This is a genomic window from Bacteroidota bacterium (genome assembly GCA_018831055.1).
In the GTDB taxonomy this organism is placed as follows: Bacteria; Bacteroidota; Bacteroidia; order Bacteroidales; family B18-G4; genus M55B132.
This window is the reverse complement of the sequence record JAHJRE010000311.1, coordinates 1-23560: the sequence shown is the minus strand read 5'-3', so window position 1 is coordinate 23560 and position 23560 is coordinate 1. Positions and strand designations below refer to the sequence as shown.

The 23560-nt window shown below is 50.0% G+C and carries 26 protein-coding genes; 16 read left to right on the top strand and 10 right to left on the bottom strand.

All coding sequences use genetic code 11. The annotated features are described in order from the left end of the window. Positions 1-153: 153 nt before the first annotated feature. Positions 154-1041, bottom strand: a complete 888-nt coding sequence (locus KKA81_17220) for a replication initiation protein (protein ID MBU2652670.1) — start codon at positions 1039-1041, stop codon at positions 154-156. A gap of 389 nt (positions 1042-1430) precedes the next feature. Beyond that, entirely contained in the window at positions 1431-1628 is a 198-nt protein-coding gene (locus KKA81_17215) for a hypothetical protein (GenBank protein ID MBU2652669.1), read from the bottom strand. A 112-nt stretch (positions 1629-1740) separates the two neighbouring features. On the opposite strand from KKA81_17215, the gene KKA81_17210 reads away from it, so the two are divergent. Together KKA81_17210 and KKA81_17205 are read left to right on the top strand one after the other, a co-directional pair. Continuing rightward, positions 1741-2055 (top strand): DUF1778 domain-containing protein, encoded by a 315-nt coding sequence (locus tag KKA81_17210; GenBank protein MBU2652668.1) that lies wholly within the window; start codon positions 1741-1743, stop codon positions 2053-2055. After that, positions 2056-2580 (top strand): GNAT family N-acetyltransferase, encoded by a 525-nt coding sequence (locus KKA81_17205; GenBank protein ID MBU2652667.1) that lies wholly within the window; start codon positions 2056-2058, stop codon positions 2578-2580. Between the two features lie 221 nt (positions 2581-2801). Here KKA81_17205 and KKA81_17200 read toward each other — a convergent pair whose 3' ends face one another. The 6 genes from KKA81_17200 to KKA81_17175 all read right to left on the bottom strand — a co-directional run bounded on the left by KKA81_17200 (position 2802) and on the right by KKA81_17175 (position 8450). After that, complete coding sequence (locus KKA81_17200; GenBank protein ID MBU2652666.1) at positions 2802-3827, bottom strand: DNA-binding protein; 1026 nt, start codon at positions 3825-3827, stop codon at positions 2802-2804. Between the two features lie 178 nt (positions 3828-4005). Further along, complete coding sequence (locus KKA81_17195; protein MBU2652665.1) at positions 4006-5055, bottom strand: ParB/RepB/Spo0J family partition protein; 1050 nt, start codon at positions 5053-5055, stop codon at positions 4006-4008. Further along, positions 5052-5822, bottom strand: coding sequence for a ParA family protein (locus tag KKA81_17190; GenBank protein MBU2652664.1), 771 nt, complete (start codon positions 5820-5822; stop codon positions 5052-5054). The genes KKA81_17195 and KKA81_17190 overlap by 4 nt, the downstream gene beginning before the upstream one ends. Next, positions 5819-6124, bottom strand: a complete 306-nt coding sequence (locus KKA81_17185) for a transcriptional regulator KorA (GenBank protein ID MBU2652663.1) — start codon at positions 6122-6124, stop codon at positions 5819-5821. Before KKA81_17185 ends, KKA81_17190 begins: the two co-directional genes overlap by 4 nt. A 114-nt stretch (positions 6125-6238) precedes the next feature. Beyond that, complete coding sequence (locus KKA81_17180; protein ID MBU2652662.1) at positions 6239-6574, bottom strand: protein kleE; 336 nt, start codon at positions 6572-6574, stop codon at positions 6239-6241. Positions 6575-7430: 856 nt separating this feature from the next. After that, complete coding sequence (locus KKA81_17175; protein ID MBU2652661.1) at positions 7431-8450, bottom strand: replication initiator protein A; 1020 nt, start codon at positions 8448-8450, stop codon at positions 7431-7433. 179 nt (positions 8451-8629) lie between these two features. On the opposite strand from KKA81_17175, the gene KKA81_17170 reads away from it, so the two are divergent. From KKA81_17170 to KKA81_17105, 14 genes are all read left to right on the top strand, one after another. Continuing rightward, a complete protein-coding gene (locus KKA81_17170) occupies positions 8630-8992 on the top strand; it encodes a transcriptional regulator (GenBank protein ID MBU2652660.1) in 363 nt (120 codons plus the stop codon). Between the two features lie 226 nt (positions 8993-9218). Beyond that, positions 9219-10181: a P-type conjugative transfer ATPase TrbB gene (gene trbB, locus KKA81_17165; GenBank protein ID MBU2652659.1), complete on the top strand. Its 963-nt coding sequence runs from the start codon at positions 9219-9221 to the stop codon at positions 10179-10181. Between the two features lie 11 nt (positions 10182-10192). Further along, positions 10193-10615, top strand: a complete 423-nt coding sequence (trbC, locus tag KKA81_17160; GenBank protein MBU2652658.1) for a conjugal transfer system pilin TrbC — start codon at positions 10193-10195, stop codon at positions 10613-10615. 1 nt (position 10616) lies between these two features. After that, positions 10617-10928 (top strand): conjugal transfer protein TrbD, encoded by a 312-nt coding sequence (locus KKA81_17155; protein MBU2652657.1) that lies wholly within the window; start codon positions 10617-10619, stop codon positions 10926-10928. Continuing rightward, a complete protein-coding gene (locus KKA81_17150; protein MBU2652656.1) occupies positions 10928-13468 on the top strand; it encodes a VirB4 family type IV secretion/conjugal transfer ATPase in 2541 nt (846 codons plus the stop codon). Before KKA81_17155 ends, KKA81_17150 begins: the two co-directional genes overlap by 1 nt. Further along, entirely contained in the window at positions 13465-14205 is a 741-nt protein-coding gene (locus tag KKA81_17145) for a conjugal transfer protein TrbF (protein MBU2652655.1), read from the top strand. The genes KKA81_17150 and KKA81_17145 overlap by 4 nt, the downstream gene beginning before the upstream one ends. A 20-nt stretch (positions 14206-14225) precedes the next feature. Next, on the top strand, positions 14226-15122 hold the full coding sequence (gene trbG, locus KKA81_17140; GenBank protein MBU2652654.1) for a P-type conjugative transfer protein TrbG: 897 nt from the start codon (positions 14226-14228) through the stop codon (positions 15120-15122). A 4-nt stretch (positions 15123-15126) separates the two neighbouring features. Then, positions 15127-15558 carry a conjugal transfer protein TrbH gene (locus KKA81_17135; GenBank protein MBU2652653.1) on the top strand — a complete coding sequence of 144 codons (432 nt, stop codon included), beginning with the start codon at positions 15127-15129 and terminating at the stop codon, positions 15556-15558. Between the two features lie 3 nt (positions 15559-15561). Further along, positions 15562-16920, top strand: a complete 1359-nt coding sequence (locus KKA81_17130; protein MBU2652652.1) for a TrbI/VirB10 family protein — start codon at positions 15562-15564, stop codon at positions 16918-16920. 97 nt (positions 16921-17017) lie between these two features. Further along, the gene (gene trbJ / locus KKA81_17125) at positions 17018-17812 is read left to right on the top strand and encodes a P-type conjugative transfer protein TrbJ (protein MBU2652651.1); all 795 of its coding nucleotides are present in this window, start codon (positions 17018-17020) and stop codon (positions 17810-17812) included. 28 nt (positions 17813-17840) lie between these two features. Continuing rightward, positions 17841-18077, top strand: coding sequence for an entry exclusion lipoprotein TrbK (gene trbK, locus KKA81_17120; GenBank protein ID MBU2652650.1), 237 nt, complete (start codon positions 17841-17843; stop codon positions 18075-18077). A gap of 16 nt (positions 18078-18093) precedes the next feature. Beyond that, positions 18094-19686, top strand: a complete 1593-nt coding sequence (gene trbL, locus KKA81_17115; protein ID MBU2652649.1) for a P-type conjugative transfer protein TrbL — start codon at positions 18094-18096, stop codon at positions 19684-19686. Positions 19687-19700: 14 nt separating this feature from the next. Further along, positions 19701-20306, top strand: a complete 606-nt coding sequence (locus tag KKA81_17110) for a transglycosylase SLT domain-containing protein (GenBank protein ID MBU2652648.1) — start codon at positions 19701-19703, stop codon at positions 20304-20306. Between the two features lie 448 nt (positions 20307-20754). After that, positions 20755-21045, top strand: coding sequence for a hypothetical protein (locus tag KKA81_17105; protein MBU2652647.1), 291 nt, complete (start codon positions 20755-20757; stop codon positions 21043-21045). A gap of 413 nt (positions 21046-21458) precedes the next feature. Here KKA81_17105 and KKA81_17100 read toward each other — a convergent pair whose 3' ends face one another. Continuing rightward, a complete protein-coding gene (locus KKA81_17100; protein MBU2652646.1) occupies positions 21459-22040 on the bottom strand; it encodes a hypothetical protein in 582 nt (193 codons plus the stop codon). Positions 22041-22111: 71 nt separating this feature from the next. After that, the gene (locus tag KKA81_17095; GenBank protein ID MBU2652645.1) at positions 22112-23188 is read right to left on the bottom strand and encodes a hypothetical protein; all 1077 of its coding nucleotides are present in this window, start codon (positions 23186-23188) and stop codon (positions 22112-22114) included. Positions 23189-23560: the final 372 nt, after the last annotated feature.

Below are 23560 nucleotides of genomic sequence, written 5' to 3'. Positions count from 1 at the left end.
CAACCGATCGCAAGTTGATGCTACTTCTTCAAGCATTGAAATTATGTGAAGTTGCGTTCGACCTTATGCGACGGACACCAAGGTCTAATCCTCAATGTAAATTTGCAACTCCACATAGTTTCGAACTACACATAGGGGTCGGAACCTGCCAATTTACCGCAACTTCCTCTTAACATCCGCCAATTCCTTCTTCCGCTGCAAAGCCTGATCGAACGTCTCCCCCGGCTTAGCGTCCTTGACCACTGAATTACCAGTCAAACGCGCGATCACAGCCGCCCTCGTCTCTCCCGGCCTTGCCTCGCGTTCAATATCGGCGTCGGTCAATTGTTGCCTCGGCTTCGGCTGATCCTTCAATCCGAATTTGAATTGAAAATGCGTCACAGTTCGCCCGGATTTTCGTTGACCGTATCTAACCCAAATATTTGAATGTTCGTTGATCTCGGCAACGGCCGGGTCAATGACACGTTTTTTTAAATTACCTAAACGATCATACTTATCTTCAACCTGGAACTGTTTTTTCAGCCACTCAATTTCGATTTCACGCTCACCGGCAGAACTCCATTGCACTAACAATTCATATAGACGGATCGAATAAACGCTTTCGAACCGTGCGACATGCATCAATTTGTATTTGGTAAATTCTTTCGAGAGCTGAGATAGATAAGGAATAATACCGACCGAGAAGCTGAGAACCAGTTTCCCCTCACCCGGCACGTAATCTATAGTGCTGATCCAGCGGGTTTTCCGCTGCGCAATTTGCGGGTTACCAGGATCTGGGTCGTCAATAATCACGCTACGTTCGTAGAGTTTTTCAGCCGCTTTCTTGAGATCCCGGTAAGCGTTCGAAAGGCTATCCAGGCCGGCCAGGTCCGCTACGCCAGAAGCGGTAACCTCGAATCGAAAGTTTTCGGACAGTTCCGCCGTCGAATCGACCTGCGCAATGCACGCCAACAAAACCCGCTGTTCGGCCAACGTAAGCATATAGCTGGCTTCGACGACCTTGTTCGATTTAACGACGGTTAAGTAAGTGGGCTTGTCCAAATTAGGATATGGCAACAATATGATAGTGTTCCTTGACTATACGCCCGTTTAATAGCCAAAACAACTACAAAATAATAATGGTGTAGTTATTAACGATCAATCTGTAGTCCTAAGAGATCAATCTGTAGTCTCTCAACGATCAATTTGTCGCTATATAACGATCAATCTGTAGTCATATAGCGATCAATCTGTAGTTATATATGTGCTGTATCCCTTATAACTAAAAGCTTTCAACGCTCTTAAAAAAAGAAAAAAGATAAAAAAGAAAAAAAGAGGGGGGTCGACGATCAATCTGTAGTCATATCAGGAAAATGAAAATGTCCTTTCCCTAAATACAGTCAATTACTCCCTTAATAGCTTACATATTCCGAACATACTCCACAGCTTCATCAATCGTTCCAAAATGCCTCGTATTCGGTCGACCGATCCATAAGCGCTGGATCGCCTATATCTTCAACCGTATCGGTAACAATAAACGGTATTCCCCACCATTTCTCGATTTCTTTGATGCTTCTCTTCTCATTAAGTATCCCGTTGATCGGCGCATTTAGCAAAGCATGAATAAATGACTCTACCATTGGACTCATCAGAGAATAGTAAATCGAATGTTCGGCAAACCAATAAATTTGAAGAAATGGTATGACTATGAAAAGTCGTCAAATTGACGTACAATATCAACCAATATGAAGAACACGACCGATGAGGTTCCCCATGTCCAGTAAGAACTTGCAGTTAGCACAAAACCCAGTACGCAAAGAAAGACTTGGTTTTCGTTTGGATGAACAAACCAAGGACTTAATCGAACGCGCAGCCCATCTGGAATCACGAAAACTGACTGACTTTTGTATAGCAGCACTTACCGATGCTGCACGACGAACCATTGCGGAACATGAAACACTTATGCTTTCCGAGCTTGACCGAAAGGTATTTTTCGATACGCTCATGAGCCCACCGCAAGCAAGTGAACGACTTGTTCGCGCACTGGCCGAGCACAAACGGCGGATCATTTCATAAATGACTGAGGCGATATCGCCAGACTTAAAAATCGAACCATTCGGCTCCCATCACAACCGTGCTGGCTTTGCCTGCGGCGTCGATAGCCTGGATCGCTATTTCAAAACACAGGCCAATCAGGATGTGAAGCGCAAAATCAACGGCGTATTCGTTCTCGTCGATCCGCGCGAACCGACTGAAGTACTTGGCTACTACACCTTGTGTGCGACCGCGCTCGCGCAAGGGGACGTACCAGTAGAGGCCCGCAAACACGTCCCGCGCTATCCTTTGGTCAGTGCGACCCTCATAGGCCGTCTGGCCGTCGCAAGTCATCAACAAAGACAGGGGTTGGGCGCACTGTTGCTCGCGGATGCAGTGAAGCGGGCTTATACGAGCGCAAGTTCTATTGGCTCTTCCATGCTCATCGTAGATGCCATCAGCGAACAGGCGGCTGCCTTCTACGAGGCTAACGGCTTTATTTGCTTACCAGACTCTCTTCGACTGATACTGCCAATGCAAGCGATTGCAAAGTTGGTGGAGTCGTAATCGCTAATACCGCGTACTACTAATGAGATGTCTCGACGATCAATCTGTCGTCATATCAAGAAAATGAAAACAGACTTTTACTAAATTCGATGCTTCGATCTTCATTGGGTATGCCATCAATCGGAGCATTTGGCGAATCATGAAGAAAGGACTGTATAAAATACGTGTCGCATGAGTTTATCCGCTACTGCTTATTTTTCGCACAAAGCCTTACGGTCACCCTATTTAGGAGAATTTGTATTTATATCCTTCGATAGGGTAGCCATTACTTCCTCCAACGCCTGAATACGTCCACGAAGAGAAGCGATTTCCTCGCGAACTTTAGCAGCATCCTTAACTGCCTCATCCCGCTCAGCGCGAACCTTGGTGTAGCGCTCGGCCTGACGAGAAGCTTCTTGAGCACTTACTTTGCGCTGCTCCTGCTGAACCTTCTGCTCAGCGACCATCTGAGCCTTAAATACAGCAAGCTGCTCAGCTACTTGGTTCTTCTCGCTCTGAGCGGCTTCCAGGGCGCTATTCAACTTACTCGCCTCTGCCTCGCTCTTCTCGGCCGCAATCACAGCACGCTGCTCGCTTGCCGCCAGTCGCTCGCGCAACTGAGCCAGCTCTACAGCATGCGCATCGTTCTCACGCTTCAACTGCACACCTGTCGATTGAGCGGATTCCAAGGCGCTATTCAGTTTACTTATCGCTGCCGCATTTTGCTCGGCAGCCGCCCTAGCGCTTTGCTCGGTAGCCGCCAGTCGCTCCCGAACCTTGGCAAGCTCTACGGCTTGTACCTGATTTTCTCTAGACATATCCGCAATGCGTTCCTGAGCAGCTTCCAGCTCAGCCCGTAGCTCATCAAGCTGTTCTTCCAGGTCATCAACCGTCTGCGATGCGTCAGCAAGTTCGCGCTCGGCCTGTTCGCGCTGCTCGCCAGCGGTCCTAATGACTTCTGCAACGCGGCGCTCTGCGGCCTTAACGGCCTTATCGTTTAACTCTACTGCCAAACTTGCCAATCGATCAGTAAGCGATTTAGTGACGGCCGCCACCTCGTCGGCAACTTCAATTGGCAGTTCTGCCACCGGCTCAGTTTTAACAACGGACTGACTACTAACGTACTCATCCCAGACCTGTTTCAATCTGCTTGGATTGCCGCCACCAACCTTGGTGCGGAGGGCAAATCCGGTGATATTGCGACCGGATTCTTGCAGTTCTTGGCCGGCTGTGATGATGTCTTCTTGGGCAAATTCTACGGGTCTCATCGTGGCATTCTCAACAGTTATTTGACGCTTTTAGTATAGCAATAAATAGAATAATAAACAAATAAATTAACTAACAAACAAACTAATAAACTAACTTACAAACAAATAAACTATCCTAGAAAATAGGCAAAAAAAACCCCGCACAGGGCGGGGTTGGTGGGTTTAAGGGGAGAGTGAGCTATCCTTCTAGCACTGCAATAAGCTGCACATTACCAAGGTCAGTTTCGAACTCATTCCCGTCATCATCATATTTCACCCATGCGTAACCGTCTTGAGTTGGTCGTCGCGATAGAACCAATCGGGCGATGCGGCCGTCATGCAGTACCCGTACAATCGCTTTCTTGAGCTTGTCCGAATCGTTCTCCCTCTCTTCCCTCTTATGTTTGGGCTCTTCTGTTTCGTGTTCCTCGTCTCTATCGACAGTCTCGGTATAAGTCTTGACGGTTTCGGCATCGGTCTTGTCGGTTAGCGTATCCACTGTATCTGGATAATACTCTTCGTCACTGTCTTGATCCTCTAGTTGTTGACGTTTCTTGTCATCGAGGTATTCACGCAACAACTTAACCGATCCCCGCGTCAAGTCCAGGCTGTCGTCGTCCAGCCATGTTTCCACTTCAGAGGGATTCTTTTTGTAAACAGTCACCAGCTCATTGATGACGGTTACATCCCTGACGCGACCGGTGTTGAATATCAGCGCAATCGGCTCCGGCAAATCCAGCAATGTGACATGCTGCGTCACAAATGCCGCCGATTTACCGATTTCTTTGGCGATTTCGCCCTTCTTCTTACCCATCGCCAGCTCGCGACCGATAAAATCAGCGATCTCGCGCGGAGTCAGCTCATTTCGTTGCAGGTTCTCAATAACCTGGTCCGCGTGATTGTAATCGTTGTCAATGAAAACCGGGATTGTCTTCTTTCCTGCCCACTTGGAGCCACGGTAACGACGCGCACCGTGATTGATAATGTAGCGGCCCTCTATCTCGGGATGCTCCCTTACCGATATGGGAGACTTCACGCCACGGTCTTTGATCGTCTGCCCTATCTCTGCAATACTCTCGGATGAGAAACCGGGGTTTTCGGCTGTTCGAGGCTGATCCGGATCTTCATCAATCAGTTCTAGCGACAGTTCCAGCGGGCCGAAGCTCTTAGTTATTTCCGGCTGGTCCAAAAGTTCTGAAAGATCGCCTATGCTCTCTAGGCCCAAGCTCGATTTCTTCTTGGCGTTCATTGTGTCATCTCCATTTTTTCAAAAATATGTGTCGCAAACGCACGAACTTCCTGTGCGGCCTTACGCGCGGCGGTTTTCTTAATTTTCCAGACGGGCATGCCTGACGCTAACGCATCGGCAATACTACTTCGGAGGCCAATACCGACAGGTATCATCAATTGGGGATAAGCGCGCTTCAATTCTTCCAGGTGTCGACCGTGGCGTGGGTTTCGGCCATCGACCTTACTCGGCACCATGCCCAAAAATTGCAAACCAGGATTTGATTTGCGGATGTTGACAATTGTCGTGACCATCTTCTTGATGCCCTGGATGCTATACGCTTCAAGTTCAATGGGCGAAAAAACATAATCGGCCGCAAAAAGAGCGGCGGCCATACTGACGCCAAGAGACGGAGCAGTGTCGATTAAACAGACATCAAAACCACATTCAGCCAATACTTTGATATTTCGCTTAAAGCTTGTTGCCGCTGCCGTCATGGTGAGCTTCTCCATGTTCGCCATAGCCGCATCGGAACTTATCAAACATAGTGCCGGTTCGGCGGTCAGATTGTTGAAACAAGCACGCAATTTGTCATCGTCAGCCGTGAACATCTGACTGGCAAGAGAGCCGCTTTCAAATTCTTGCAGCGTATAAGACGCGTTTGCCTGTGTATCAAGGTCGATCACAGCCACTTTCATACCTCGCTCAAGGAAGTCAAACGCGAGATGCACCAGGGTCGAAGTTTTGCCAACGCCCCCTTTTTGGTTCGCTGTAACCAGTGTTTTCATTTCTTTGTCTCCAATTTTTTGGTTGCGTCCTCTGCCCATTTCTTGACGATAAACGCTTGATGTTTCGGTAGGACCGCCGACACCCGCTCGAAGCCCTCCGGGATCTTCTCTTGTTGGACCGCTGCCTTTACGCGGCTGACTGCTTGCGACACGGCCCCCTTCGATATCCCTAGTGCCGCCACAAACTCGGACTGCGGTCTTCCTTCCACCAGCACCCCCCGTGCGATATCGATGGTCTGCCGACCGACATTCAATCCCTTTATGGCCTCTTCGAATTGAGCTTCGGTTAATCTCTCTATCATGGAATCCACGCATATATTCGCCACCCTGATGTTGAACCATGACGGTTACAGCCGCCAATATTTAAAAGTTTTGCTAAACCACTATTGCTTATCAATTTTTTTAGCGGCTAAAATTTATCGTTGCTTCATGCCTTGCGGTCTATAAAAATCGACAAACCAGGTCAGCGCTACCAAGACAGAGAAATGCAGTAGAAAAGTCCAACCGGCATAAACGCCGGGCGTGTCCCAATGGTAGATCATGCGCAGCATCTGGAAGAAAATCTCGATTGACAGCACCCATTTAACGAATGGCCAGACAAGCACTGTCATCACCCAAACAAAACTCAATATGTTGTCGAGAACGATTTTTACTCTCGTGGGTTTAACCGGCTGACGAGTAAGATCAGGAGTCGGAACCGTCGCTTGTTTGCCGGCCGGTCTCCCCTTTTGAGGAAACTTGATTATGTTCATGCTTGACTCTCCACGCTTTAACGTGTCCAATACCGACGACTTCTCCCACCCTGGGAAAGTAAGGCTTCGGTGTTACAGCGCCAAGCCAAACGCCCCGGATTACTCCGGGGCAATCTCCACCCGGCACCAACGATTAATACGCATCTGCTTTGTACCCACAGCACCCCGTTTTCCAATGGGTAACTCCCTCCCCCCTTGTACGCGAATTCTAGCTATTCACGAAATCTGCACGTTCATGATTATCGTGACTCGGCAATTTTACGGGAGTGACCGGAACGGAATTCCCGGCCTTCAAAAACGATACTAAATGAAATATCGTTGCTAGTCAATAAGTTTAGCTATACGATTTTCACTATAACGAATAATATATTTTTATTATGACCTTTCTCTTTCTTGGCGTTAAAACTTTTTTGAGCCAAAACAAGATGCTGTCTATGAGTTAAGTATTATTCCAATCATTAAAATTAGAATAATGGGGAATCCAGAGAGCTAAGCCCTTTAGGCATAAAGGAGTTATGTTGCAGCAGCACTGGAGAAGTCGGGTTTTAAGAGATTTAAGAGTATTAATAAGTTTTAGGCCAAAAAACCGCCTATTTATTCTACATAATCAATACCTTACTGAACCTATGGGTTCCTAAAAGACGGATTTGGGTTCCTAAAAGACGGGTTCCGGTTCTTAATAGACGGATTTCGGTTCCTAATAGACAGGCTATACACAGTTTACGGCTTGTTACGGTCGAAACAAGTTTATATCGGAGATTATGGCTTAGTTTAGCTTTGCCGACAGGATGCAAAAGCACGCAATAACAACTTTCGTCAGCCGCTGTGGTTTTTATGCCGTCTATTAGGAACCCTACTAATTTTCGATTAATGACTCTTTATGTTTTATGACCAATAACGGGCCTTCCTGCCCGCTTTCCTCTGCGAGTCGGTATTCAGGCAGGTCGTTAGTTTCGATCAGCTTGCGTAAGGTAAATGTGAACTTCTTGAACGTGCCCGTGCTACCGCTGCGCTGGTAGATGAGTTGAAACGACCACTTGGCCACGCTTTTGCCTGCAGCCCGGCGTGCCAAGCGATAGATGAAGCGGCCGATGCCGGGTTCTATCAGGAAATAATCAGGGTGGACAGTCAATACGTCCGGACGCTTTCGTTCGGTAACTTCGCGGTGCAGCCATTTCGGGATCTCTATTTCAACAGACGCAATCTTGCCTGTTTCGGTGTAGGAGAGCACCGTGTAATCGCCGATTAAGCCTTCAGCCTTGATTTCGCGTAAGCCGCGCTTCCCTCCGATGCCGGGTCGCTCGCGCACACTCTTGATGGTCGTGCCTCTCAGGCGATCCAGCGCTTTTTCGACTTCTTCAATTTGTCGGCCACCGTTGCCTTTTCGGCAGAACTTGAGAATTTCGCTAACATGCGGACGGAATGTGCGGCCTGGCTTGTCTTCCTTCCCTTCACAATAGCGGTTCATGGCATCGGTCAAATGAGAGATCAACATCAGCACGATGTCATAATCCCAAATCGACGCCATGCCGTCCGGCCCCGCCTTGACTTCGACATATCCGTCCGGCAGATCGTACCGGATAACATCTCCCGCGCGCTTCTCTCGCTTTGACAGCCGGAATACTGCGACGTCCATGATGCTTCGGCTGTCACGCGTGCCAACGTCATAGAGTGTCGGCACGAAAATATCAGTCTGTCTGTCGCTAGAAGATGCCCGATGTGTCTGTGATCTATGAGGAATGGTGTTTTCTTCGTTTTGCCGAATTCTAGCGGCAGCTTGCTCATAGGTTTCGCCTGGCCTGGCAACGGCCTCTATCTTACGTCGCAGTGCGGCGCTCTCAAGCGCTTTCAGCTTGACCGCAGTCTCGTCATACATGGCAATTTCCTGTCTTTTGGTGTTTAATGACTCGCATTTTGTTGGTCATTCGTGTTGATCGATCGTTGTGACTTTCAGAGAGACGTCTTATTTATCGAATTGAAGTTTAGTTAAACCGTTAATTATCGTCAATAACATTTTAGCGGCTAAAATCGGCCAAATTTAACAAGGTAAACTCAGTGTACAACTACATCTTCTTTACCAACATTCTTCGTATTTTGGACGAGCGTGGAATGTCCAAAAAAGAATTACATGAACTATCCGGAGTGTCGAACTCGTTTTTATCCGATCTAACAACGGGTACCGGCAATCCATCGCTCAAGGTAATGGAGGCGATAGCCAAAGCGTTAGAAGTTCCTCTCCCTCTTCTGCTCGAATCCAATGACTTGGACAAGGCTGCGCTCGATGAGCTGGCGGGCGGTACCGCTATGCATAGCCTGCCGCCGGGATACGAGCGCGTGTCCGTCATTCTTCCGGAAGTCAAAGCCTTTATCGTCAAAAAATGGGGCGAAGAAACAAGGGCTAAAATAAGGCAATCTTAATATAACGCCCCTACAATAAACCTTCATACAAAGCTAATAAGGAAATTTTAGCCGCTAAAATTCGCATTTCACCGGGATGATACCATCCCGGATCATTACTATATCCAAACGCCCCAAAGATACCACAACCTGAAACTATTTCGCTATACTGTTGCGTTTTTTATTCTTTCGGTATATCGTATATTGCAACTGACATGACCCCAGCCTGCAGTTTCGCAGGAGAATGATGACATCATTGAACGATAACCCTGACAGCACCCGTGATCGAGCCAAACGTAAGTTGGAACGCGACATGGGAACGACACTCTTGTCGGCTCTATACGATCCGAAAACCGTTGAAATCATGCTCAATGCGGACGGCAAGCTCTGGCAAGAGCGGCTTGGCGAGCCCATGCAATGTATTGGTACCCTGCGCGTTGCCCAGGCGCAAGCCATCATCGAAACCATTGCCGGTTATCACGGCAAAGAGGTGACGCGTCAAAAACCGATACTTGAAGGAGAACTACCGTTAGATGGTTCTCGCTTTGCCGGTCAGCTTCCACCGATTGTTCCGGCCCCGACTTTTGCCATCCGGAAGAAGGCGGTTGCCATTTTCACGTTAGAGCACTATGTCGAGGGCGGAATAATGACCCCCGGACAACGCCAAGTGATTATTGAATCAGTTGCCGCACACCGAAACATTCTGGTTATCGGCGGCACGGGCTCAGGCAAGACGACTCTGGTCAATGCGATTATCAATCAGATGGTGGCTAACGATCCTACCGAACGCGTCTTCATCATCGAGGACACCGGCGAAATCCAATGTGCTGCGGAGAATTACGTCCAGTACCACACCAGCATCGACGTCACAATGACGGCGCTATTGAAAACCACGCTGCGTATGCGCCCGGACCGGATTTTAGTCGGTGAAGTGCGAGGCCCTGAAGCGCTCGATTTGTTAATGGCCTGGAATACCGGCCATGAAGGCGGGGCGGCAACACTGCATGCCAATAACGCTAGAGCCGGACTTGATCGGTTGGCGATGCTCATCAGCATGCATCCTGATTCACCCAAACCCATCGAACCGCTCATTGGCGAGGCGGTTCATGTTGTCGTGCATATCGCCAGAACCCCGGAAGGCCGTCGTATTCAGGAAATTATTGAGGTTTCCGGATACCACGGCGGCCAATACAACACAAGATCACTTTAGGAGAAACATCTATGCAATTCGCAATTCCATCGCTTCAGAACGACCGTCATAGCGTTTTGTACCTGAGCCTATTCGTACTGCTCATGGCCATTATCATTTTGCCGCAACCGGCCTTTGCGTCGGAAGGGACCGGCGGCTCGTTGCCCTATGAGAGTTGGCTGACAAATCTGCGCAATTCCGTTACCGGTCCGGTGGCATTTGCGCTCTCGATTATCGGCATTGTGGTTGCCGGCGGCGTGCTTATTTTCGGCGGCGAACTGAACGGTTTTTTCAGAACGTTGATTTTTATCGTCCTGGTCATGGCGTTACTGGTCGGCGCCCAAAATATGATGGGTACCTTCTTTGGCCGTGGCGCCGAAATAGCCTTACTGTCTGACGGTGCAGTCAATTACGCTCACAACGCGGCATCTATCGGTAACGGAAGGGCTGGGTAACATGGCCGGTCGCACGATACCCATTCGTCGGGCCGGCAATAGAGACAACCTATTCATGGGCGGGGATCGGGAATTGGTGATGTTTTCGGGACTGCTCGCCGGAGCGCTGATTTTCAGTGCTCAGGACATGAGGGCTACGGTATTCGGCGTCTGTCTTTGGTTCGGCGCACTCTTCGTATTCCGCCTGATGGCAAAGAGCGATCCTAAGCTGCGCTACGTTTATCTGCGGAGCCGTCGCTACAAGAAGTATTACCCGCCGCGTAGTACGCCATTCCGTGAAAATACCAATACCCAAGGGGAGCAATACAAATGATGATCGAAGTACTCGCGATTATGATTGCTGTACTCGGTGCCGTCCTGCTACTTATGTTGTTTGCCCGCATCCGGTCGGTCGATGCGGAGCTGAAGCTCAAAAAGCATCGATCCAAGGACGCCGGGCTGGGCGATCTGCTTAATTATGCCGCCGTCGTCGATGACGGTGTCATTGTCGGTAAAAACGGCTCATTCATGGCGGCATGGATATACAAAGGGGACGACAACGCGAGCAGCACCGATGAGCAGCGCGAAATGGTGTCTTTCCGCATCAATCAAGCCCTCGTCGGCCTTGGCAGTGGGTGGATGGTACACGTCGATGCTGTGCGCCGCCCAGCCCCTAATTACGCTGAATTGGGTTTGTCGCATTTTCCCGATCCAGTATCTGCCGCGATCGATGAAGAGCGACGCAGGCTATTCGAGCGCCTGGGTACGATGTACGAGGGTTATTTCGTATTAACGCTGACCTGGTTTCCGCCGGTTCTAGCGCAACGTAAATTTGTCGAGCTCATGTTCGATGACAACACGCCGGCGCCGAATCACAGAGCCCGTACCACGGGGCTCATCAGTCAATTCAAACGTGAAATAACGTCGATAGAGGAACGCCTGTCAACGGCTATTACGATGACGCGTCTCAGAGGTCAGAAGGTCGTTACCGAGGAGGGAGCGTCTGTTACGCATGATGATTTTTTGAGCTGGATACAATTTTGCATTACCGGCAAGCATCATCCCGTACAACTCCCCAGCAATCCCATGTATCTGGATGCTCTCATTGGCGGGCAAGAACTGCGCACCGGGGTCGTGCCAAAAATAGGCCGCTCCCTCATCCAAGTCGTCGCGATCGAAGGCTTCCCGCTGGAGTCGACTCCAGGAATCTTAAGCGCTCTGGGCGAATTATCCTGCGACTACCGCTGGTCATCCCGGTTTATTTTCATGGATCAGCATGAGGCGGTTGCTCACCTGGACAAATTCCGTAAAAAGTGGCGCCAAAAAGTGCGCGGATTCTTCGACCAGGTTTTTAATACCAATACCGGACCTATCGATCAGGATGCTCTGTCGATGGTAGAGGATGCCGAATCCGCGATAGCCGAGGTAAACAGCGGATTTGTCGCGATGGGCTATTACACCAGTGTCGTTATTTTGATGCATGAGGATAGAACGCGACTCGAGGCAATCGCACGGCAGGTAGAAAAGGCGATAAACCGTCTCGGTTTTGTCGCGCGTATAGAGACCACCAACACGATGGATGCGTATCTAGGCAGCTTACCGGGTCACGGTGTCGAGAATGTTCGCCGACCCCTCATCAACACGATGAACCTCGCCGATTTGTTGCCTACGTCAACGATCTGGACGGGTAGCGCAACCGCCCCTTGCCCGCTGTATCCGCCCATGTCTCAAGCACTGATGCACTGCGTGACTCACGGCGCCACACCTTTCCGACTGAATCTGCATGTCCGCGATGTCGGCCATACTTTCATGTTTGGACCCACAGGTGCGGGTAAATCGACGCATCTAGCCATTATTGCCGCACAATTACGACGTTATGCCGGCATGTCGATCTACGCATTTGATAAGGGGATGTCAATTTATCCGCTTACCAAGGCCGTCGGTGGGCTGCATTTTTCAGTCGCGGGGGACGGCGAATCACTCGCATTTTGTCCACTGCAATTCCTCGAAACGCGCGGCGACCGGGCTTGGGCAATGGAATGGATAGATACCATCCTGGCGTTAAACGGTTTGATCACCACACCCGAGCAGCGCAATAAAATAGGCCATGCCATCATGAGCATGAGCGGTACCCAATCCCGCACACTATCTGATTTCAGCACGACCGTACAAGACTTACCGATTCGTGAAGCGCTACAGCAATACACTATCGGTTCATCGATGGGCTATCTGTTGGACGCCGAAGAGGATGGACTCTCTCTGTCCTCATTTACGACGTTTGAAATCGAGGAGCTGATGGGATTAGGCGATAAATTCGCGCTCCCCGTGCTGTTGTATCTATTTCGCAGAATAGAGCGATCACTCCACGGCCAACCGGCCGTCATCATCCTGGACGAAGCCTGGTTGATGCTTGGGCATCCGGTGTTTCGCGATAAAATCCGCGAATGGCTCAAGGTCTTGCGCAAAGCCAATTGCCTTGTCTTGATGGCGACGCAAAGCCTGTCTGACGCGGCCAACTCGGGCATCTTGGATGTCATCGTTGAATCGACAGCCACCAAAATCTTCCTGCCCAACGTGTATGCCCGCGACGAAGACACGGCCGCCCTCTACCGTCGTATGGGTCTCAATACGCGGCAAATCGAAATTTTGGCGACCGCCATTCCGAAACAGCAATATTACTACGTTTCCGAATATGGCCGCCGTCTCTACGACCTCGCTCTCGGACCGCTTGCCCTGTCCCTTGCCGGTGCATCGGACAAGGATTCCGTTGCCGCCATCAAGAATCTGGAAACCCAATTCGGCGATCGGTGGGTTCATGAATGGCTCGCCGGGCGTGGACTGAAACTCAATGACTACCTGGAGCCCGCAATATGAGTCTGATTCTATCCAAGAAAAAACCAGTTGACTCTCGGCCTATCAATAAACCCAAAAACGAGGATACTAACCCGTACTTGACTGCCCGGCGTACATGGAATGAGCATGTCGGTTCGGTCGTGTCGTCACGGCAGACCTGGCAAGTTGTCGGTATTCTCTCGTTGTTGATTGCGCTGGCCGGTGTCGGCGGAATCATCCATATAGGCAGTCAATCTAAGTTCATCCCTTATATTATCGAGGTTGACAAGCATGGCCAGACCATTGCCGTCGGGCCGACGACAGCGGGCTCTACCGCCGATCCCCGCGTTATTCATGCGTCTATAGCCGATTTCATCGCTAATGCCCGCATAGTCACGCCGGATGTCGCATTGCAGCGGAAAGCGGTCTTTCGCGTGTATGCAATGTTATCGCCCAATGATCCCGCAACCCAAAAAATGAACGAATGGCTGAACGGAACGCCCGATTCCAGCCCGTTCAAACGTGCCGTGAAGGAAATGGTCAGCACTGAAATCAAGTCCGTGTTGCCGCAATCCCCGGATACCTGGCAAGTCGAATGGGTAGAAACCATTCGCGACCGGCAAGGCGTTCTAAAAAGTCAGCCGGTCAATATGCGGGCATTAGTTAATGTCTATATCGCCTCGCCTACATCTCAAACAACAGACGAGCAATTACGCAACAATCCGCTCGGTATCTATGTGCGTGATTATTCCTGGTCGATCATCACTTCCTCGAAATAATGATAATGAGACTATTCACCATGAAAAAGCATATTATCCCAATTCTGGCCGCCGCCATGGCTGTCTCGGAACCTGTCCTGGCCGCTCCCGGTGACGACCTGGCCGACAAATATTTTTCCAAAAACAACCCAAGGCTAACCGAACAAGAAAAGGCGGCTCTCGCGATTGCGAAACGCTGGGAAGCCGGAAAATCCAACGGCATAAAGCCAGTATCCGGTGCCAATGGGGCCATCCATTTCATATACGGCGCACAACAGCCCAGCATCGTTTGCGCGGTTCTTCAGGTCTGTGACGTGGCCCTACAAGCCGGAGAACTGGTCAATTCGATCCATCTGGGCGATACGGCCCGCTGGACTGTGGAACCCGCCATCACCGGCAGCGGACCGGCCGAAACGCAACATCTCATCATCAAACCGATGGACGTGGGATTGGAGACCAGTCTGGTCGTGACGACAAACCGCCGCACTTATCATTTCAAGTTGCGCTCGCACCGCACCGAGTACATGCCGCAGGTTGCGTTCACCTACCCGGAAGACGCTCTCGCCAAATGGGATGCGATTCAAACTCGGGAAACACAAGCGCGCGAACAAAAAACCCTTCCGCAAACAGGCGAGTACCTGGGCGATCTGAATTTCAACTATGAACTGGACGGTGATGCCGCATGGCGTCCGATTCGCGTCTTTAACGATGGCAGTAAAACCATCTTACAAATGCCGAAGGCGATGGCGCAGACCGAAGCGCCGACGCTGTTGGTCTTGCGTAAAGAGGGCGGCCTGTTCTCGGATGATGAAACCGTCATAGTGAATTACCGTGTTCAAGGCGACCGCTACATCGTGGACACGGTTTTTGACCAGGCCATTTTGATATCCGGCGTTGGCAGAAGCCAAGACCGAGTAACCATCAGACGGGAGAAATAATCGTATGCGCAGAATATCTCTAGCGGCTTTGGCCGCTCTATCTCTCGCAGGATGCGTGACATCGCCATACGGCAACCATCTACGTAATGTTTCAGTAGATCAACAAAAACTGGCTGACGATGCAGTCAAGCAACTCGCCACGCTATGGCCGCCGGCAAAAACACAATTTGAGCTAAAACAAACGACACCGGATCTTTTCGGGAATGCGCTGCTCAAAAACTTGCGCGAAAGCGGCTATGCCGTCATGGAGTTCAGCCCAAACGCGACAGAGGACAATACCCTACTGCCATTGCGCTATGTACTCAGCCAAATAAAGGGAGAAAACGGCAACTTATACCATTTGACTCTATGGGTCGGTACTGAATCCATTACTCGCCCGTACATCGAGCAAAACGGCATGGTGATGCCGGGCGGCTATTGGACGCATAAGGAGTAAATGATGACAGAAGATATCGACAACATGGAACCGGACGCATCGCCAAGCGCTGGCGTGCGCCGCGTCAACAATTTACCCATGTATCTACTCGGCGGGGTATTGACGGCGTTTTTGATCATGATGGGGATTGTCGCGGCGGATCGCGCAGCCCAGCAGACTGATGCGGAGGATCGGCATCTAAAAACCGGCAACACGTCGATGTTCGCTAAGGAAATTGCCGGCGATCACATGGACGGATTAATCACGCCTTTGATACCGCCCGCTGAAGAAACGATGCTGAAACCTGAACCGGTACTCATTGCGCGTCCGGAAACATTGGACAGGCCACCGGCTCCCCCTATGCAGCCGCAGCATGATGATGAAGCGGAGCGTATCCGTCAGGCAAAACTGCAAATGTTTCAAGAAGCGGTGAAAGCAAAAACCGGCGTGCAAGTCATTGCGCCAAAAAGTTCCGGCTCGTCATCCAGTCATGCCAATTTGGGCGCTAACACGCCCAAAACGCGCGAAGCCATGCTGGCTAGGTTATCCGCCGTGCGCCAAGAAATAGACTCGATACAGCATGAGGACCCATCAACGGCGTATCAAAAGCGATTAAATCATCTTCGCAGCATGCATAACCTGAATAGTGGTGCAGGGATGCCGGCGAATTCATCCGCTTCACCACAAACCGGAGCATCAACCGAAGGAACCGGTAATGATTACGCGCAATTTTCGGGTAAAGCCGGTGACCGTTGGCAACTCGATTCTACTACGCAAGCCCCCCGTTCACAGTATGAACTGCGAGCCGGGTTTGTGGTGCCGGCAACGCTAATCTCCGGAATCAACTCCGATCTACCGGGACAGATCATGGCGCAAGTGGCGCAGAACGTGTACGACACACCCGTCGGAAAATACCTCTTGATTCCGCAAGGATCGCGTCTGGTCGGCACGTATTCGAGCGATGTGGCCTATGGCCAAGCTCGTGTCCTTGTCGCTTGGCAACGCATTGTCTTCCCCGATGGGAAAGCGCTGGATATCGGTGCGATGCCGGGTGCCGACAGCGCTGGGTACGCTGGGTTTAATGATCTGGAAAATCATCATTACGTCCGTCTATTTAGCTCGGCGCTGCTCATGTCGGCCGTAACGGCGGCGACAACCTACAGCCAGCGACAAAATCAGAGTAGTGCGACATTTGGCCGGCCGGATGCCAGTAGCGCGTTGAGTGAGGCGTTAGGCCAGCAACTTGGCCAAGTCACCGCACAATTGATTGCCAAAAACATGAACATAGCGCCAACCCTGGAGATTCGCCCTGGCTATCGATTCAATGTGATTGTCACGAAAGACATGACGTTTTCAAAACCTTATCAACCGTTTGATTACTAACCATAACGCTAACCGCCGAGCGTAGCGGGTCGGGTTGAGCGGCCGGCTATGCAAAACACTGGAGAATAGAATGAGAAAGAGTTCTTTGACAACATCGATGCAGCATAAAATTTTAGCGGCTAAAAAAATCCTTCTGGCCGCAGTCGAAATCACTTTGGTGGTTTCGATTACGCAGCAGGCGCACGCGCAAACCGCTGTAATTGACATGACTAATTTAACGCAAAATATAGAAACTGCGATTCAATCAGCTATGTCAGCGGGAGAGGAGGTCGCGCAAACACTGAAACAAATTGACCAATATGCGACTCAATTGCGGCAATATGAGGATCAAATACGGAACACGGTAGCGCCGGCGGCTTATATCTGGGATCAGGCACAATCCACGATCGATGGTCTAATAACCGCTACCGATACACTAAATTATTATAAGAATCAAGTCGGCAGTCTCGATAGCTACCTGAGTAAATTCCAAGACGTTTCTTATTACCGTAACTCGCCGTGTTTCTCGAATGAGGGATGCAGTGACGCCGAGTTCGCGGCAATGAGCGAAAACCGGCGCTTGGCATCAGAATCACAAAAAAAGGCAAACGATGCGCTTTTTCGTGGACTGGATAAACAACAAGATGCGCTCAAGTCGGACTCAAGACGATTAGAGCAACTGCAAGCAGCGGCTCAAAGCGCCGGCGGACGAATGGAAGCTATCGGCTATGCCAACCAGCTTGCGAGCCAACAGGCGAACCAGCTATTACAGATACGCGGCCTGTTGATCGCACAGCAGAACGCAATTGCAACCAGGATGCAGGCGGAGGCTGATGGAGAGGCAATATCTAGTGCTCGTGCTGAACAACTCCGATCAGGTAGGTTCAAGAAAAGTGCACCTGGTGATTATTAATAGTTCTAACATAATTAGAGGATCATGTATGAAAATGTATAACCTTACAATTATCTGTTTTGGGGTAGTTCTTCTCCTGGTTGGTTGTAGTGAACAACCGGTGGCGAACGCGGCAAATTGTACGCCAGAGATGAAGGAAAAAATACTATCAGACCTTATGTTCGAGGCAAGTCGCAATACGTTTATTGACGACTGTCGATCATTCGACAAGGCGAAACAACTCCGATCAGGTACGTTCAAGAAAAGTGCGCCTGGCGATTATTGATAGGAGGTTTATCAGAATGAATAAATCTCACTGGCATATGCTGATAACGCTAGGTGTCCTGCTGCTGACAAGCGAACCCGCATTGGCCGAGCTCAGTAATGAAGGCATTATGAATGATGTATTGAAGCGATTCGATAATGCTGCAAGTAACTGGGCAAACACACTTACAAATGCGGCAAGCTGGTTATTCTGGACGCTTGTTCTGATCTCGATGGTCTGGACATTCGGCATGATGCTGCTTCGTAAGGCAGACATAGGAGAATTCTTTGCCGAGTTTGTTCGGTTCACTATTTTCACAGGCTTCTTTTGGTGGTTACTCACAAATGCAGTGAGTAACCAGAATATTGCTGGGACGATCATTGATTCACTACAACAACTCGGTGCACAGGCCGGGAGTTTAGGCACGACGAGGCTTGACCCTGGCGCAGTTGTCGATGTCGGATTTGAATTGTTTGACCGCGTCATACGCGCAGTAGACGATCTAGGTTGGCGAGATTTCGATTTAGCCCTTGCCATGATGATATTGGGAGGTGTCACCCTGACCATATTAGCCTTAATCGCCGTGAATATGCTGGTGTTACTGGCGACGAGTTGGATTGTATTGTACGCCGGTGTTTTTTTTCTGGGTTTCGGAGGAGCTCGTTGGACGTCCGACATGGCGCTCAATTATTACCGCACTATATTCGGCGTGTCTGCACAGCTGCTGTCGATGATTCTTATTGTTGCTATTGGCAAACAGTTTATCAACGATTTCTCGCAGCAAATCAGTCCCGAAACGACAATACAAGAACTCGCCGTGATGATGGTGGCGTCTATCATCTTGCTGGTACTAACAAATAAAGTCCCAGCAATCATAGCCGGTATTATCACGGGTAGCAGTATTGGCAACACAGGCATTGGTCAACTCGGTGCCGGTGCGGCGCTCGGCGCGGCCGGTATGGCCACAGCGGCGACCGCAACAGCCGGCGCAATGATAGCGGCCGGTACGGCAAACGCCGCTGGTGGAGCTCAAGCAGTAATGGCCGCGTTCTCCAAGGCCAGCGAAAACGTTTCCAGCGGGTCCGATGTGCTGACCAACATGTGGGGCGGGGGCGGCGGCGGTGGCGTAAGCAGCGACAGCAGTAATACCGGCGGCACTCCATTTGCTCAAGCAGCAGGATTCAGCAACAGCTCGGACAGCATGTGGGGTCGCGGCGAAGATGGGGACACCAAAAGGCAAACCGAAAGCGGCACCGACCAAGCGAAGAGTGACGGCAAACAGAATAGCGGCGCGACCGAACCGACCGGCACGGCCAAAACCGGGCAAGGCGGTAACCGGCAATCAACGGGCACGCAAAGCGGTGGCTTCATGGCGGCAGCGGCAACGTCCGGCAAAATTGCCGTCGATGCCGGCGTTAATCTGGCTAAGGGTATTGCCGATGTAGCCAAGGCCAAAGCCAACGAGCGCATTGCGGATACGACACCGGGCAAGATTGCCGGCGCCATAAGGGGCGGCAGTTCGTCCGAAACAAACATCGAATTCGCCGGTAACAGTCTTAGTGGGGAAAATGAAGCTCATTCCGAAGTTGCGGCCTTCGTGAACCGCAGCAATAGCGGCGCACCGACTTAACCCAAAGGGGCGTTATGCTGCCGTTTATTGCCGACCTTACACCGATTGAACAAGAGCGCGTCGTGTGCGCTATCTCTGCCGCCGTCAAGTATGAAATTCCGGCCAACATCGTCCTAGCCGTGGCGGAAAAGGAAGGCGGCAAGCCGGGGCAATGGGTGAGCAACTCGAACGGCACCTATGACGTCGGCTCCATGCAATTCAATACCGCGTACCTGCACGACCTGGCACGATATGGAATCACAGCGAACGATGTAGCGGCCGCTGGATGCTATTCATTCGATCTGGCCGCTTGGCGACTACGGATGCACATCCGCAACGACCAGGGCGATCTGTGGACCAAGGCTGCTAACTACCACTCGCGCACGCCGCGATACAATGCCGTGTACCGCGCCGATCTCATTCTCAAGGCATCGAAATGGGCCGACTGGTTGGAAGTCCACTTCGTGACGCTAGACGTGACCAAAGCGGATACAGTGCCTTCGATGCCGCTTCAACCGATAGAAGTCCAGCGCGTAACCCAGCAAACCCCTGCTTCGCCAGCGGCGAAGCAGGCCTTGGCCAACTCCCTGAGCCCGAAAAAATATGTGCCACGCTCAATTTCCTTCAAAACCGATGATTAAGAAAACCTGCAATAACCCTCAAGCCTCTCATTCCGGTAACCGACGGTGCTACGTTTACAAATAAATCGTCACGGCCAAAAGCACATTACCGTAAAGCTCAACGCAAGTGCCTTGAACGCCGAACAAGAGCAGAAGCTGAAGGATTTCCTCGAAGACCTGATCCAAAGCGAAGAGTAAAAAATTTTCCGAAACGCCATTAAAAGTGTCGCAACTTGCGACACTTTTTATATCTCCATGCCTCACCAATTTGCCGACGGCAAGCGCAGACAGCATCCGGTCGATTAGCGGATTCAACAAAAAATACCCTCATCATTCGCCGGCCGGTGAATAAATCACACAAACGGCGTGACTCGATCACCGCCTTTTCTTCCGGAAATCGGGATACTGTACCCAAGTTCAACGAAACGCTTGAACGAACCAAACCAACAAAAACCAAGGGGAAACCATCATGAAAACAGTATCTTTCGCAGCAGTCGTTTTAATGTCAATCATCGCCGGCACAGCCATGGCCGAAGGCTCCAGAATCGAAAAATCCACATTGATCAACGCATCCAAAAACACGTTGACCAATACTCAAGCGATCGGTCGCAACAGCGCCGCAAGCACCGGCTCGATCAGCGTCGTCGGCTCGAAAGTCGAGAAATCGACGCTGATCAACGCCTCGAAAAACACATTGACCAACACGCAAGCGATAGGCAGGGATTCAGTGGCGACGACCGGTTCGATCGACATCCGCTAAATAGCGCATAAGAGCACAAGGACGTGCGCTATCGGGGCAGCAGGACTCGCAGGGATAGCAACGTTTGGTTACCAGCGAGCTATAGGACGAGCGTCAAGACTTCGAGCGGCGATGACAGGGATGTCTTCGCCGCTAGGCCATGGACGGCTTATGCTCGGGCGCTTCCGGCTCGGGGGCGTGAGCAATTCGGGTGGGCCGAGTTTAAAAGCGTACAGGGAGGTAGGCTTTTAAGCTGGACTGGTCGATTTTCGGGTTCTGTGCTTTGTAAGCATTGGCTTTCGGCCAATTACGAACCACAGAGTTTCTACGGCTAGTGACCGTTGTTGAATGGAAAGCCGCCTGACAGATGTAGATTTAGGTACGCGGTGCGTACCTCGGCTTTAGATCGAACGAGTTCGAGAACCCTTCGATATTCATACACGGTTTCCTAATGATTGCAAACAACAAAGAAGATCATATACATCGCCTTTACAACCCGATGACGAAAAATCCAAGGGGCCAATACCGATTTGATTTCCCACCAAGTCGGTAAAGTGCTGAATATTTTCTATGAATTCATATAGTTGCTCATCAGTTGTCTGCCCCATGGCGATACCTTCAAAGTGGCTGATACGGTCTCGATGGGCTAGTATTCGGTCTCGTGCTGGCTTTATGATTTCACCATAGCCAAGAATTGCCTTCGCTTTGTCGTGAATCTCTGCGGTTAGTAACGATTCATCTTTGAGTTGCTGTATAACCAAGTGAATCGTCAAGTTCTCTCTGCAAGCTCCGTGAGCTTTGGTGGTAGCGGAGTCCATTAGTTTTCCCACCTGAAGAATCCAATCGCGTTGAAGAATTTCCCCAATGTCGGTGAAAAATGTCGGTGCAATTGCTGTCAATAGTGCTCTATTTTCTTCGCAATAGAGAGCATTGTAAGTATTGTAATCGCGCCGAATGATAATTAGACATTCTCTTAACTGTTCGAAGTCATCAATTAGTTTGGGGGAAGTATTCATAGCTTCTATATACGCAGACGTCGTCGTGTGGCTTTATTGCACAGTGTGGACATAATGGCTGGGAGCCAGCCTCATTTTTTTGAAGAACATGCTGATATGAATTCACGTATTTGATTGGGTGTATCAATATTAAAATCCACCCTGTAACCAACAAATGTTGGTGCGTCCCGCAAAACTTGCATTGCATGTCCAACAGATTCCCGCGCACCGACAATCTGTTTGATTTGTTCGGGAGTTAGAATAAACATCGCATTAAGATAACCGTCATCATCTAAAATTCGATAAGGGTCTCCAAGTGAAACATTACGACCATCAATCAATAATGAATGAAACCAATCGCCTTTTACTATTGATTGTGATTTGGCTACTCCCGCTTCGTAAATTGAATGTAGTCCGAGACTTTGATCGGTGCATAATAGAAGGAATTTGCCCTGTCCATACATAGTGTCTTGAACACCTCGCAGATAGTAGAGCCCTTGTTTTAATTGCAGACTCCAATCCGCAGGCGCTCTGCCTTCGTTGGTAACTCGTAGAGCTTTCTGTTCAGTCTCGCTAAGTACATACAGTTCATTTTTTCCAGCTCTGACAATTAAATCTAAGAGCCCGGCATCAACCTCCATTTCGCGAATATACGCTGACGCTGCAGCAGAAATGATTTGCCCCACATCAAGATCATCTTCGGAGGACGCGCTATCTTTCCATGTTCTGTGGACTCCGTATTTAGAACCCTGTGTGGAAAATCGATAGTAGCCACCGAGATATGCCATTGCGCAAGCGCTGTAGCACTCTCCTTGCGCAGGTAGGATCTTCCCGTGATTTTGTATCCCGATATGCGTCCACGCAGATTTGGCTCTCAATAACCGACCAAGTTTAATACCCGTTAGGAAATCGCCGCCTGGTGAGTTGAGATAGACATTGAATGGCGAATTAGGAATCTGATTTAACTCTGTCTCTACGCGTTTATCTGCACCGGGTTCGATAACGCCGTTTAAGTAGACTGTCCAGCTATTTGCACCTGTTGCAATTTCATAAGGTCCAGGAGACTCAAGAGTTATTTGCAGCGAATCAGACGAAGCATGCAACAGTTCCGTTTGTAGTATGGTAATGATGAGTAAAAAAACCAGCCAAAAACGAACACCTAAAGTCACGAGTTCCCCCTATTTTGAGATAAAAGGCATGCCAATGCCGGTTTTAAACGATTCGAAATCGCAGCCTAGGAACCCTTTCGCGTGCAGTCAGGTTAAGATGAAAATCATCACTCCCATATTCAGTTTCGTTTCATCCAGGCTAGGCTATTTGTCCGATATGGATGAAATTGCCGTCATTTAATCAAATGGAACGGAAGTCCGCAACGGGGCGCTATGTTAAGCTCAACATAGCGACCCCTATGTGTAGTTCGAAACTATGTGGAGTTGCAAATTTACATTGAGGATTAGACCTTGGTGTCCGTCGCATAAGGTCGAACGCAACTTCACATAATTTCAATGCTTGAAGAAGTAGCATCAACTTGCGATCGGTTG

Excerpts from the sequence above, each read along its gene's own strand:
- KKA81_17145 (MBU2652655.1), top strand. The coding sequence starts at position 13,465 with ATGAGTCTGATTCTATCCAAGAAAAAACCAGTTGACTCTCGGCCTATC.
- trbB (MBU2652659.1), top strand. The coding sequence starts at position 9,219 with ATGACATCATTGAACGATAACCCTGACAGCACCCGTGATCGAGCCAAA.
- KKA81_17105 (MBU2652647.1), top strand. The coding sequence starts at position 20,755 with ATGAAAACAGTATCTTTCGCAGCAGTCGTTTTAATGTCAATCATCGCC.
- trbG (MBU2652654.1), top strand. The coding sequence starts at position 14,226 with ATGAAAAAGCATATTATCCCAATTCTGGCCGCCGCCATGGCTGTCTCG.
- KKA81_17215 (MBU2652669.1), bottom strand. The coding sequence starts at position 1,628 with ATGAGTCCAATGGTAGAGTCATTTATTCATGCTTTGCTAAATGCGCCG.
- KKA81_17135 (MBU2652653.1), top strand. The coding sequence starts at position 15,127 with ATGCGCAGAATATCTCTAGCGGCTTTGGCCGCTCTATCTCTCGCAGGA.
- KKA81_17155 (MBU2652657.1), top strand. The coding sequence starts at position 10,617 with ATGGCCGGTCGCACGATACCCATTCGTCGGGCCGGCAATAGAGACAAC.
- KKA81_17130 (MBU2652652.1), top strand. The coding sequence starts at position 15,562 with ATGACAGAAGATATCGACAACATGGAACCGGACGCATCGCCAAGCGCT.
- KKA81_17190 (MBU2652664.1), bottom strand. The coding sequence starts at position 5,822 with ATGAAAACACTGGTTACAGCGAACCAAAAAGGGGGCGTTGGCAAAACT.
- KKA81_17110 (MBU2652648.1), top strand. The coding sequence starts at position 19,701 with ATGCTGCCGTTTATTGCCGACCTTACACCGATTGAACAAGAGCGCGTC.
- KKA81_17205 (MBU2652667.1), top strand. The coding sequence starts at position 2,056 with ATGACTGAGGCGATATCGCCAGACTTAAAAATCGAACCATTCGGCTCC.
- trbC (MBU2652658.1), top strand. The coding sequence starts at position 10,193 with ATGCAATTCGCAATTCCATCGCTTCAGAACGACCGTCATAGCGTTTTG.
- KKA81_17200 (MBU2652666.1), bottom strand. The coding sequence starts at position 3,827 with ATGAGACCCGTAGAATTTGCCCAAGAAGACATCATCACAGCCGGCCAA.
- trbK (MBU2652650.1), top strand. The coding sequence starts at position 17,841 with ATGAAAATGTATAACCTTACAATTATCTGTTTTGGGGTAGTTCTTCTC.
- KKA81_17195 (MBU2652665.1), bottom strand. The coding sequence starts at position 5,055 with ATGAACGCCAAGAAGAAATCGAGCTTGGGCCTAGAGAGCATAGGCGAT.
- KKA81_17180 (MBU2652662.1), bottom strand. The coding sequence starts at position 6,574 with ATGAACATAATCAAGTTTCCTCAAAAGGGGAGACCGGCCGGCAAACAA.
- KKA81_17100 (MBU2652646.1), bottom strand. The coding sequence starts at position 22,040 with ATGAATACTTCCCCCAAACTAATTGATGACTTCGAACAGTTAAGAGAA.
- KKA81_17185 (MBU2652663.1), bottom strand. The coding sequence starts at position 6,124 with ATGATAGAGAGATTAACCGAAGCTCAATTCGAAGAGGCCATAAAGGGA.
- trbJ (MBU2652651.1), top strand. The coding sequence starts at position 17,018 with ATGCAGCATAAAATTTTAGCGGCTAAAAAAATCCTTCTGGCCGCAGTC.
- KKA81_17150 (MBU2652656.1), top strand. The coding sequence starts at position 10,928 with ATGATCGAAGTACTCGCGATTATGATTGCTGTACTCGGTGCCGTCCTG.
- KKA81_17175 (MBU2652661.1), bottom strand. The coding sequence starts at position 8,450 with ATGTATGACGAGACTGCGGTCAAGCTGAAAGCGCTTGAGAGCGCCGCA.
- KKA81_17210 (MBU2652668.1), top strand. The coding sequence starts at position 1,741 with ATGAGGTTCCCCATGTCCAGTAAGAACTTGCAGTTAGCACAAAACCCA.
- trbL (MBU2652649.1), top strand. The coding sequence starts at position 18,094 with ATGAATAAATCTCACTGGCATATGCTGATAACGCTAGGTGTCCTGCTG.